Origin of the sequence: Devosia soli (genome assembly GCF_000970455.1) — a bacterium.
Classification (GTDB): domain Bacteria; phylum Pseudomonadota; class Alphaproteobacteria; order Rhizobiales; family Devosiaceae; genus Devosia; species Devosia soli.
The window spans coordinates 909,998-920,847 of the sequence record NZ_LAJG01000014.1 but is presented as its reverse complement, the minus strand read 5'-3'; the positions used below and the strand labels follow the sequence as shown (position 1 = coordinate 920,847).

At 59.3% G+C, this 10,850-nt stretch carries 9 protein-coding genes and 2 pseudogenes; 8 read left to right on the top strand and 3 right to left on the bottom strand.

Features of this window, described 5'->3' with window-relative positions; translation table 11 throughout:
• Both VW35_RS08505 and VW35_RS21950 read left to right on the top strand, forming a co-directional pair.
• Positions 1 to 305: pseudogene (locus VW35_RS08505) on the top strand (hypothetical protein); the annotation flags it as partial.
• Positions 250 to 447 (top strand): hypothetical protein, encoded by a 198-nt coding sequence (locus VW35_RS21950; RefSeq protein WP_244465851.1) that lies wholly within the window; start codon positions 250 to 252, stop codon positions 445 to 447. The pseudogene VW35_RS08505 and the gene VW35_RS21950, both read left to right, overlap by 56 nt.
• 480 nt (positions 448 to 927) lie before the next feature.
• Here VW35_RS21950 and VW35_RS08495 read toward each other — a convergent pair whose 3' ends face one another.
• Positions 928 to 1,812 carry a helix-turn-helix domain-containing protein gene (locus VW35_RS08495; protein WP_046142465.1) on the bottom strand — a complete coding sequence of 295 codons (885 nt, stop codon included), beginning with the start codon at positions 1,810 to 1,812 and terminating at the stop codon, positions 928 to 930.
• Between the two features lie 157 nt (positions 1,813 to 1,969).
• Between VW35_RS08495 and VW35_RS08490 the strand changes: the two genes are divergently transcribed.
• The 6 genes and pseudogenes from VW35_RS08490 to VW35_RS21945 form a co-directional block, all read left to right on the top strand.
• Positions 1,970 to 3,421 (top strand): arabinose isomerase, encoded by a 1,452-nt coding sequence (locus VW35_RS08490; protein ID WP_046142464.1) that lies wholly within the window; start codon positions 1,970 to 1,972, stop codon positions 3,419 to 3,421.
• A gap of 30 nt (positions 3,422 to 3,451) precedes the next feature.
• On the top strand, positions 3,452 to 4,474 hold the full coding sequence (locus VW35_RS08485; RefSeq protein ID WP_046142463.1) for a sugar ABC transporter substrate-binding protein: 1,023 nt from the start codon (positions 3,452 to 3,454) through the stop codon (positions 4,472 to 4,474).
• A 2-nt stretch (positions 4,475 to 4,476) separates the two neighbouring features.
• Positions 4,477 to 5,979 (top strand): sugar ABC transporter ATP-binding protein, encoded by a 1,503-nt coding sequence (locus tag VW35_RS08480; RefSeq protein ID WP_046142462.1) that lies wholly within the window; start codon positions 4,477 to 4,479, stop codon positions 5,977 to 5,979.
• Positions 5,972 to 6,949 carry an ABC transporter permease gene (locus VW35_RS08475; protein WP_046142461.1) on the top strand — a complete coding sequence of 326 codons (978 nt, stop codon included), beginning with the start codon at positions 5,972 to 5,974 and terminating at the stop codon, positions 6,947 to 6,949. The genes VW35_RS08480 and VW35_RS08475 overlap by 8 nt, the downstream gene beginning before the upstream one ends.
• Positions 6,950 to 6,961: 12 nt before the next feature.
• The gene (locus VW35_RS08470) at positions 6,962 to 8,653 is read left to right on the top strand and encodes a CocE/NonD family hydrolase (protein WP_052951594.1); all 1,692 of its coding nucleotides are present in this window, start codon (positions 6,962 to 6,964) and stop codon (positions 8,651 to 8,653) included.
• A gap of 692 nt (positions 8,654 to 9,345) precedes the next feature.
• Positions 9,346 to 9,486, top strand: a pseudogene (locus VW35_RS21945) (short chain dehydrogenase); the annotation flags it as partial.
• Positions 9,487 to 9,533: 47 nt separating this feature from the next.
• On the opposite strand, the gene VW35_RS08465 reads toward VW35_RS21945, so the two are convergent.
• Together VW35_RS08465 and VW35_RS08460 are read right to left on the bottom strand one after the other, a co-directional pair.
• A complete protein-coding gene (locus tag VW35_RS08465) occupies positions 9,534 to 9,743 on the bottom strand; it encodes a hypothetical protein (protein WP_046142460.1) in 210 nt (69 codons plus the stop codon).
• Positions 9,743 to 10,834 carry a methyl-accepting chemotaxis protein gene (locus tag VW35_RS08460; RefSeq protein ID WP_244465850.1) on the bottom strand — a complete coding sequence of 364 codons (1,092 nt, stop codon included), beginning with the start codon at positions 10,832 to 10,834 and terminating at the stop codon, positions 9,743 to 9,745. The genes VW35_RS08465 and VW35_RS08460 overlap by 1 nt, the downstream gene beginning before the upstream one ends.
• Between the last annotated feature and the right edge of the window lie 16 nt (positions 10,835 to 10,850).

Below are 10,850 nucleotides of genomic sequence, written 5' to 3'. Positions count from 1 at the left end.
TCATCGATGCGGTAAAGCCAAAGCGCACAAAATTCTCCCTCGAGATGGTGCCCTGGCTCGTGACCGACACGCCGGAAAACTATCTCAAGCTCTTGAAGGCGATCGACCGCGCGGAGTTCGGCGCCCATATTGACGCTGCCAACCTCGTGATCACGCCACGGCTCTATTTCAACACCGGCGCCATGATCCGCGAGGCCTTTGCGCTTTTTGGGGCCATGGGTGGTTTCGTGCCACGCCAAGGATATCGTGATGAAGGGTGGACCGGGCACGATTTCCTTCCATCTCGACGAAGTGCCGCCGGGTGAGGGCAATCTCGACTACCGCGTTTACCTTGCCGAAATTCATAAGCTTGGCCGCGATGTGCCGCTGATGCTCGAGCACTTCGGCGTAACTGAATATCAGCGTGGCCTGCGCTTCATAAAGAGCATCGCAGGAGCGGAAGTGTGATTCCCATTGAGCTGCTCTATGTTTTCAAGGCAGCTGGCCTTTCAAATGAAAATCGCCGCTGCTGGTCGACAGACCAACTTCTTGGAGCAGCCCGGAACGGTGCAACCGTCGGCGTTGACCCCATACGCGCTTGCTACGCCCAAGGCGTTCACATCAATCACGACTTTGGCGTGTAGGCTGTGACCGGCGAGAAAGGGCCGTGTGTCAGTTGCTTCTAATGAATGAGAACGGGCGCATTTTCCCAAAGTATTGCCCTAAAGGCCTAAGCTAGGCTCAATAGCTCCGAACAGCATAATCAGGGCAAGGGGATGGACTGGGTTCGATATCAAGACCGTCATCTCTACTGCACGCTGTCGGTCCATTTCAGGGTAATTGCGGAATGCCGCTAAGACCGCAAGGCGCTTTGTCTCATATGGCCTGAATGGCATTTATCTCGTGCCTTTTGTGCGCCAATTCACTCGAACGGCGCACTACCCGTCGCTAATATGACTCGGGGCGGTTTCTTGCTCGCCATTCCGACGGCGCTAGGCCGGTGGATTTTCTGAACTGCGCGGAAAAATGGAATGGCGAGCTGTAACCCAGATAGCCTGAGATCGCCTTGATCGAGCGGTCGGAATTACGCAGGAGTTCGCATGCACGGCGGATGCGGACATCGGTCTGGTACTGTTTCAGCGAGATGCCGGTGTGCTCGCGGAAGAGACGGCGAAGTGTCGAATAGCTAAGGCCGAGATCGCGGGCGATAGATTCGAGTGCGGGCGCATCGCCGCTTGTTTCCATCAAGGCGCGGCGGGCCTGTTCGACAAGGCGAACGCGCCCTTGCTCGGCGATGCCGCGCGATTGGCAGAGCTGGGCCAAAAGATGCAAGCCGAGGACAGAAAGCGTCGGTTGATGCAGGATAGCGTCTTCCTGAGCCAGCTCGTGCACCCTGCAAAAGATCGCCTCGGCCTCGCTGCCAGCATGCCAAACGGGGGCTTCGATCGGCATCAGGCCCATGGTGAAGACGCGGTCGAAGGCCGGGCCGCGGCATTCGATCCAGCTTTCGACCCAGCCAGTTTCCGGATCCGGGCCAAAGCGATGCCAGACCCCAGGAAACATCAGAATGATATCGCCAGAACTGACTTCATGCACCTTGGTAGGGTCAGGCGATGATTGCAGCTGGCCACGCCCTTCGCTGATGAGCGCAAACTGATAGGCCTGCAGGGTGCGGCCCTTCTCCCAGATGAAATGATGGTCATCGGGATGGCGCACGGGGGGATACACAGAGCCAGGAGGAATCCGCGTGTATCCGGTCGAAAATGCGGTGCAGCCGAGCGCCTCGCAGACGGCGCTATCAGGCAGATAGGTAAAGTAGTCTGTCTCTTTCATGTGATCAGTTTTCGTATGGAACAGATCATTTCCCGAAAGTGGTAGCTACTTCTCGCGCTGAGATCGAGTGTTAATGTCTTTTTCAAGATCAGTTTTCGAATGAGAGCGCTAAAAAGTGCCGCTTCGCCTTCATGTCGAAGCATCGAGGAGAGGCATAATGCAATCTGGCGAGACGCTCCGGTCCTCGGAACGCCCTCTCAAAGTTGGCCTGTTCGGCATCGGCCTCGACGCCTATTGGCCGCAGTTCGAGGGGCTGCAGGCACGCCTTGAGGGCTATGTTGGCAAGGTCGCGGACAAGCTTGCCCGGCCAGGCGTCGAGATCGTCAATCTGGGGCTTATCGACACGCCGCAAAAGGCGGTCGAGGCGGGCCACCAGTTTCGGTCGGCCGATGTGGAAGTGCTTTTTTTATATGTAACGACCTATGCGCTGTCGTCCACGGTTCTGCCCGTCGTGCGGCGCGCTGGTGTCCCGGTTGTGGTGCTCAATCTGCAGCCCGAGCGCGCCATTGACTATGTCGCCTTCAATCGCATGAAGAACCGCACGCGCATGACCGGGGAATGGCTCGCCTATTGCGCGGCCTGTCCCGTTCCCGAGATCATCAACGTCTTCAATCGATCCGGTATCGACGCCCATCAGGTGACGGGCGTCCTCGAAGGCGATGGGCATGTCGATGCCGAAATCGAGGACTGGATCGAAGCTGCGCGCGTTGCCCATGTCATGGCGCATAATCGCCTTGGCGTCATGGGCCACTATTATGGCGGCATGCTCGACATCTATTCAGATTTGACCGCGCAATCTGCGGCCTTCGGCACCGTGGTCGATTTTCTCGAAATGGATGAGCTAGCCCAGGTCCGGCAGAACCTCGATCCCGCCGAGATTGACGCGATGCTGGCCCGCATCGAAAGCGAATTCGAAATCCAGCCGGATTGCGATCCGGCGGAGCTGCGCCGCGCAGCATCGACCTCGGCGGCGCTCCACAAGCTGGTAGCCGCGCATGATCTCGGCTCGATGGCCTATTTCTTCGTGTCGGTGCCCGGTCACGAGCACGAAGATCTCATCTCTTCGGTCATTCTGGGTTGTTCGCTACTGACCGCATCGGGCGTTCCGGTGGCGGGCGAATATGAGATCAAGAATGCCCAGGCCATGAAGATCATGGATGCCTTTGGAGTAGGGGGCTCGTTTACCGAATACTATGCCATCGACTTCGACGACGACGTGGTCCTGATGGGCCATGACGGCCCTGGCCATACCAAGATCGCCCAGGGCAAAACCAAGGTGCGGCCGCTCGAAGTCTATCATGGTAAGGTCGGGCGCGGCGTTTCAGTGGAAATGTCGGTGAGGCACGGGCCGGTGACGCTGCTCTCGGTCATCGAGCGTGAAGGCCGGGTCGAACTGCTGCTGGCCGAAGGCGAATCCGTGCCCGGACCGATCCTTGAAATCGGCAATACCAATAGCCGCTATCGCTTTGCCAATGGCGCGCGCGCCTTCACTGAAGCCTGGAATGCCGTCGGGCCGGCGCATCATTGCGCGGTTGGCGTGGGGCATATTGCCGGGCGCATCGAAAAATTGGCCAAGCTGCTTGGCCTCAAATTCACGCAGGTCGTCTGACCCGCAAAAGATCAACAGGAGGAGAAAGACATGACTATTTTGAGGAGCCTACGGCCGGTGGCCGTTATGCTGAGCGTGATCGGCATGGCGAGCACTAATGTGATCGCCCAGGACGCCGGCATCACGCCGCCGCCGGAGGTGGCGCAGTTCGAAGAAATCGCACCGGGCAGCGGGGAAGGGCTGACCATCGGCTTCACCCAGCTCGGTCTCGGTGTGCCGTTCACCGAAGCCTTGCAGAAGGGCATGGTTGCCGCCGCCGAAACGGCTGGTGTCAATCTCGTCACCTGCGATTCCAAGTTTGATGCTGCCGCAGCGCTCGATTGTGCTCGCCAGTTCCGCACGCAGAACGTTGATGGTCTCGTGACCTTCCAGGCTGATGCTGCGGCTGCCGCAAACATCTGCGCCGAGGGGCCGCAGGTTCCGGTCATCGCCATCGATATCGAACAACAGCCCTGCCAGACCGCCTTTGTGGGCGCTGCCAATACCTATGCCGGTCAAATTGTCGGCTATGCCATCGGCCAGTACTTCAAAGAAAACTTCGACTGCCAGTATGATGCCTGGGTGTCGCTGGAATCGCTCGCCGTTGGTGTCGTCAACGACATGCGCATGGGTGGCATGCGCGAAGGCTTTGCCCAGGTCTGTGGCGAAGTGCAGAACCTGCGTGTCATCGATACCGGTGCCGGCGGTCAGGCCGATACGGCCCAGCGTCAGGTGACCGATACGCTGACTGCCCTTCCTGGCGCACAGAAGATCATCGTTGTGGGCATCAATGAGGACGTGGTGACCGGTGCACTTGCCGCCGCCCGTTCGCAGAACCGCACCGAAAACCTCTACCTTGGCGTGCAGAACTTTGATCCAGGCAATTGCCAGATCTGGACGGCACCGCACTTCATCGCGTCTGCCGCCTACTTCCCCGAAAAATATGCCCAGCTCATCCTGCCGAACCTGATCAAGGCAGTGAAGGGCGAGGAGATCGCCAAGCAGATCCTGGTGCCCCATGAAGTCGTCACCAAGGACAACATGATGCAGCTCTATCCCGAAACGAATTGCTAATCATGAGTGCACCGACTTTTCTCTCCGTTCGTGGAATCAGAAAGTCGTTTGGCTCGGTCAAGGTCCTCCATGGGGTGGACCTTGATCTGCCCGCCGGCTCAGTCACGGCGCTCTTAGGGGAAAACGGTGCCGGCAAATCGACTTTCGTGCGTATCCTTGCCGGCGACCACCACGCCGACGAGGGCAATATTGAAATTGATGGCGCACCGATTTCCTTTCGCTCCGTCGCGCAATCGCGCGAGGCTGGCATCCGGCTCATTGCACAGGAAATAGCCGATGCGCCGACGCTGAGCGTGGCCGAGAATATTACGCTTGGCGCTGTGCCCAATCGGCTCGGCTTTGTCGATTATGGCGCGATGAGGTCCATTGCCCAGCGAGCGCTCGACTCCCTCGGGGCGGACCTGCAGCTCGATGCGCCCGTTTCGAGCTTGCGGTTAGGCGAGCGGCAGATCGTTGAAATCGCCCGCGCCACAGCGGGAGCCTCGCGCTGCCTGATTTTTGACGAACCGACCGCAGCTCTCTCGGATGCGGAAACCAAGCGGCTGTTCGCGCTGATCGAGCGCATGAGATCGCGCGGCGTTGCCATCCTCTACATCACCCATCGTCTCGATGAGGTTTTTGCCATTGCCGACCGAGTCTGCGTGTTACGCGATGGCAGGGTATCGCTCGATGCCAAGGTGGCCGAGGTTGATCAGACGGCCGTGGTTACGGCCATGGTCGGCCGGGCGGTCGCCTCGCATCAAGACCATCATGTCTACGCCGAGACCGGCGCCGCAAGGCTCGTCGAAGTGCGCGGGCTCACCTCGGACAGTTTCTTTAACATAGATGTCGATGTCGCACCCGGCGAGATCGTCGGCATCTATGGCAAGGTTGGGTCCGGCGTGCCGGAATTGGCCGGCGCCATTTTTGGTGCCGTGCCTCACGCCTCGGGCGACATCCTTGTCGACGGCAAGCCAGTGATATTCCGCCATCCGAGCGAAGCCATCGCCCAAGGTTTTGGCTTTCTCCCAGCCGATCGGGCCAGCGAAGGACTTTTGCGCCCACGCAGTGTCGCTGAAAACCTGGCGGCGCCGAGCTGGCGGAGACTGGCACGCGGTGCGTTCGTCTCACGTCGTATCGAAACGTCAGCCTTTGGCCGATGGCACAAGACGCTGAAAGTGCGCTCGCGGCCCGATGGGGCCGAGCGGATCGCGACGCTTTCCGGCGGTAATCAGCAAAAAGTGCTGCTTGGCCGCTGGCTCGAGGCTGGTTCGAAACTTTTGTTGCTGGTCGAACCGACGCGCGGGGTCGATGTCGGCGCACGCCAGGAAATCTACCAGGTGCTGCGCGATCTGGCCCGGCAAGGGCATGGCATTCTCATCGCCAGCTCCGATTACGAAGACATCACTGAAGCTGCCACCAGGGCCATTGTCATGGTGCGTGGGCAGATGGTCGCCCATTTGCCGCAAAACGAAATTTCAACGGCGCGGCTGACCGAAGCTGCCGGAGGGGGCGCTCATGCCTGAAAACGTTCAAGCCACCAGCGCCGTCCCGGCGACCACAATTCGCGCCCGCATGAAAGCTCCCGAATGGGGTGCCCTGCTGATCTTTCTTCTGGCCGAGATCGTTTTCTTTACGATCAATTCCCCTTACTTCTTGTCCTGGCCGAATATCGTCAACATCATCACCGCGCTCTCGATCACCGGCATTCTGGCCGCGGGTGGCACGATCCTCCTCATTGCCGGTCAGTTCGATTTGTCGGTGGGAAGCGGCACTGCCTTTGTGGCGCTGATGTTTGCCATTGCCGCGCAGAGCCTGGGCATCATGCCAGCCGTCGGCGTTGCCGTGCTCGTGGGCGTGGGTATCGGCATGCTCAACGGATTTCTGGTGACGGTGGTCGGAGTCAATGCGCTGATCACGACGCTGGGGACGCTCGCGATTTTCCGCGGGCTGACCCTCTCCATCGGCGGGGCAAGCAGTGTGCGCATCACTGGATTCGATTGGGCCATTGCGCGGCCATTCCTCGATATTCCACTCTCGGCCGTGCTTTTCCTCGTCATCGCTGTCGGCATCGCGGTGCTGCTCTCACGCACCGTCTTCGGTCGCACAATCTATGCCATTGGTGCCAATGAGAACGCCGCGCGCCTCGTCGGCATTCGCACCAAAAAAACGCTGTTCCTCGGCTTCGTCATTTCGGGCGTCTGCATGGCCATTACCGGTCTCGTTAGTGCCTCGCAGCTCGGCTCGACCTCGGGCACGACAGGCACCGGCCTCGAACTGGCCGTGGTCACGGCGATCATTCTGGGTGGCACTTCCCTAAAGGGTGGTACCGGCAGCATGTTCGGCACTGTCTTGGGGTTGCTCATCGTCGGCGTCCTTAACAACGGCATGACGCTGATGAACATAAACTCGACCTGGCAACAGGTAGCGGCTGGTACGCTACTTATCCTGGCAGTGTCCTTCGATCAGATCCGCCAACGCTTCATCCGGGCTTAACGGGACGAGACCATGACCACGAGCAGGGCCTTTCGGATCCTCGATGCCGTCGAGACACCGATGCGCGACGGCTGCGTGCTGCGCGCCGATATCTGGCTGCCCGACGGAGAGGGCCCTTGGCCGGTCCTTCTGCAGCGCACGCCCTATCGCAAGGAAGATGCGTTTGGGACCCAGTATATTTCGGCGATGGAGTTTCGGGCGGCGCTGAAGCGCGGCTATGCCATCGTGATCCAGGACACGCGCGGACGCTACAGCGCCGACGGGAATTTCGAGCCCTTTGTCCATGAGAAAGACGATGGGGCCGACACCATCGCCTGGCTGCGAGACCAAGCGTTTTGCAACGGGCAGGTGGTCATGTTCGGCGCATCTTACGTTGGGGCGACGCAAGTGCTTGCCGCCGCCGGCGATCCGGAGGGCCTCGTCGCAATTTCCCCGCATCTGACGACGGGCCGCCACGGCGATACCTGGACATATCGTGGCGGCGCGATTGAACTCGGCTTCCTGCTGCTTTGGATCATAGAGTCACTCGGCGCGACAGACCTCGAGCGCCGCATTGGCCATATGCAGCCCTCCGAAGTTGAGCGCGAGAAAGCGTTCCTCGCTGAGCTTCAGCACGACCCATGTGCTGCCTTTGCGCGTCTTCCTGTTCTCGATGATCTTCTGATCAACCTCGCCCCGTACGCCGCGGATTGGTTCAATCCAGAGAATGCCGCGGCCTCAATAGCCGATCGCGAGCACCTCGACGCCCTAACGCTGACAAAGGTGCCGGCATTGGTGAGCGCTGGCTGGAATGATCTCTTCCTCGAAGGCGCGTTGGAGCTTTTCACGGCGCTGCGGCAACGGTCCGGTGACATTGCCGATCGGCTGCTGATCGGTCCTTGGTCGCATGGCAATCCATCGGATTGGCAAGGGGATGCATGGCACGGATATTCAGCGTCGACCGCTGGTCTGTCGGACGTGCAGCTCGACTTTTTCGATGCGGCGCGACGGGGCGAAGCTCCGAACACCCCACGGGTTCGCTATTTCCGCTCGGGCTCCAACTCTTGGCACTCGGCCGAGGATTGGCCGTTGCCAGATACGGTGCAGCAGCGGTTTTTTCTCGATGGAACAACGCTCAAGCCAGATTTGGGCGACCTCGGCGGGCAGTTGAGCTATCTGTCAGACACTCTGAACCCAGTTCCAACAGTGGGTGGCGCGAACTTTGTGCCGGGATTGTTGCTCGGGCGAAACTCGGGCCCTAAGGATCAGCGGTCCGTGGAGAAACGAGACGACGTGCTGACCTTCACGTCGGAACCTCTGGCCGAAGACACGGAGGTTACAGGGCTCGTAGAAGTATCGCTCTGGGTTTCCTCGACAGGAAGGAGCGCCGACTGGACGGCGCGTCTCTGCGAGGTTGATGCAGACGGTAGGAGCGTCGGGCTTGTCGATGGCATCTACCGCCAGCCTGTGACAAGTGCGAACCCTGGCGAAGTGCTTGTGCGCCTCGGACACATCAGCCATCTCTTCCGCCGCGGCAGCCGATATCGCCTTCAGGTGGCGTCGTCCAATTTTCCGAGATTTGACCGAAATCCTCAAACGGGCGCATCACCGAGCGCCGCTGGTCCGGAGGATTTTCTCGCACACCACCACACGATACATTTCGGGCCAGAGACACCGTCAGAACTGCGATTTCAGATCAGACATATTGCAAACTCGGGCGGCTAAAATGGTCAAGGGGGCTGCTTAGAACTCTGCGAAGATACCGCAAGTTTCTGTCCACATGCTCAAAGCCGCGTTGGCTCGTGCGACATCGAGAAAAGCCGCGCCAACGGTGCAAATGGGGTGCCTTTTCACACCAAGATTTCCGAAACAGCTGGTTGCCAATCTCATGAGAGCCAGCCTTTGGTGGGGAAACGTAACCCGCAGCACCAGATAGCATCTTTGTGCGACGAGCGGATCACTTGAAACCTCAAGTGCCGTCAAACCCGCGGACGACGCTCGGCATGCAGCGCGCTGGTGTCGGAAGTGTTCCTCAAGGCCTATCGTTCTCGTCCCACGTGGCTTGTTGAACGGGCAGAGCCTTTGGGCAAATGTCCGATAACGCCCCTTGTTTTGCTCGTTCTGTCAATCGATCCCGGGCGGAAGACAAGGACAGGGCCCCGGGCAGTCCGTCCGCTACTGGTGGTAACATGGCGGAACGCCGCTATTATGTCTGAAGGCGCGCCGATGACCCATTTCGGGCCGTCACCTGTCAGTTAGCTTTTAGGCAATAACGTTCAAAAAGCAGACGCTTGCACCTGTGTGAGCCACCGACGGCGGCGCAGCTCCAACGTCTAGGCGGGGCGATAGAACTGCGCCCGGTCCTGCCAGCGCAGGCGCAATCCTGAGGCATCTGGTGTCTGTCGCGTGCCCCAGTGCCGCCGCAGCGTCAGGAGACGAGGGACGGGTTCGAGTTGCAGTTCGGCGCCAACTATCTAGGGCATTTTGCGCTCACGGCTCACCTCCTGCCGCTCCTGCGCCAAGGCAAGAATTCGCGCGTTATCAGCCTTTCAAGTGTTTACATTTCCCTGGTCGCAGGATGCGTGCGATGGCGCATCGAGGATGGCTAGTGCCTACCGACAAGGATAACTTCGGGTTCGCTCAACAGCAACGTTACATCTTGAACGATGGAATTGAGCGCGTCTGCAATGTACTCAGCTTTGCCGGGTGAGATCGATGGGTCAGACACAAGCCGATCCAGTTCCCCATTGAGTTCGACCAAAGTGAGCTTCAGAACCTGCAGTGCCTCGGAATATGCGGCAAGCTCGAGGCGCATCAAAACTCGCTCCAGTCGTGTCCTATTGCCTTTCCTCCACGAACCGTCGGACGTTTAGCGGGCGTGCGAGCGGATGCTGTGTGTGATGGCGTCGCGGATGCTGTCAGTCTGAATTTGTCGACGATCTGATCCAGTTGTCGGGCCTGAGACTCGGTCTGTTCGATTGCGGCGTTCGTTTGTTCAACGAGGGCAGCGTTGTGCTGGGTCATTTCGTCCATCTGCATGACGGCTGCAGAAATCTCGGCAATGGAGGCAGACTGTTCACGGCTGGCACTGGCGATCGCGGACATTGATCCTGTGGTTTCTGTGACCACTGCAAGCAGTTCAAAAAGGCGGTCGGCGGCGGTGCGCACCAGATTTTCGCCTGCCTTGACTTCAACCACGCTTCGCTCGACGAGTTCTTTCACTTCGGCCGATGCGGCAGCCGCAGATTGAGCAAGGCGTCGCACCTCGACGGCGACCACAGCAAAGCCCTTGCCCGCATCGCCCGCTCGAGCCGCTTCGACAGAGGCATTGAGGGCAAGCAGATTGGTCTGGAAGGCAATATCGTCGATGATACCAATGATGTTCGAGATGCGGCTCGACGAGTTAGAAATCTTCTCCATTGCCTCGGTGACCTTGCCCATCACCTGGCCGCCGGCTTCGGCTGACTCGGCCGCTTTTTGAGCTTGGTCCGATGCTGCCTGGGCAAGCACCGCATTCTGGCTGACGGTGCGCGACAAGTCTTCCATGCTGGCCGATGTCTGTTCGATTGCCGCGGCCTGCCGGGTGGTGCGTTCGCTCAGATCATTGGCGCCAGCAAGGATTTCTCCTGTGGCCGTGCGCAGAAGCCCGGACGTGTCCCTGAGCTGCAGCATGATCTCTCGTAGACGGTCGACCAGCTGGTTGGTGTCCGATTTGATTTTCGCAAACCCGCCTTCGAAGTCGGCGGTGATATTTTCAGTGAGGTCGCCTTCCGCAAGCTTTTGCAGAACTTCGCCGGTCAGCTCTGCAGCCCAGGCGACCCTGTCAGCATTCTCCCGGTCGCGCTTTTGCGCCTCAGCCATCACCTGATCGAAATAGACGCTGACGGCCATGTCGATGTCGATCATGACGGATTTTACCATG

Excerpts from the sequence above, each read along its gene's own strand:
- VW35_RS21950 (WP_244465851.1), top strand. The coding sequence starts at position 250 with ATGAAGGGTGGACCGGGCACGATTTCCTTCCATCTCGACGAAGTGCCG.
- VW35_RS08495 (WP_046142465.1), bottom strand. The coding sequence starts at position 1,812 with ATGAAAGAGACAGACTACTTTACCTATCTGCCTGATAGCGCCGTCTGC.
- VW35_RS08490 (WP_046142464.1), top strand. The coding sequence starts at position 1,970 with ATGCAATCTGGCGAGACGCTCCGGTCCTCGGAACGCCCTCTCAAAGTT.
- VW35_RS08485 (WP_046142463.1), top strand. The coding sequence starts at position 3,452 with ATGACTATTTTGAGGAGCCTACGGCCGGTGGCCGTTATGCTGAGCGTG.
- VW35_RS08480 (WP_046142462.1), top strand. The coding sequence starts at position 4,477 with ATGAGTGCACCGACTTTTCTCTCCGTTCGTGGAATCAGAAAGTCGTTT.
- VW35_RS08475 (WP_046142461.1), top strand. The coding sequence starts at position 5,972 with ATGCCTGAAAACGTTCAAGCCACCAGCGCCGTCCCGGCGACCACAATT.
- VW35_RS08470 (WP_052951594.1), top strand. The coding sequence starts at position 6,962 with ATGACCACGAGCAGGGCCTTTCGGATCCTCGATGCCGTCGAGACACCG.
- VW35_RS08465 (WP_046142460.1), bottom strand. The coding sequence starts at position 9,743 with ATGCGCCTCGAGCTTGCCGCATATTCCGAGGCACTGCAGGTTCTGAAG.
- VW35_RS08460 (WP_244465850.1), bottom strand. The coding sequence starts at position 10,834 with ATGATCGACATCGACATGGCCGTCAGCGTCTATTTCGATCAGGTGATG.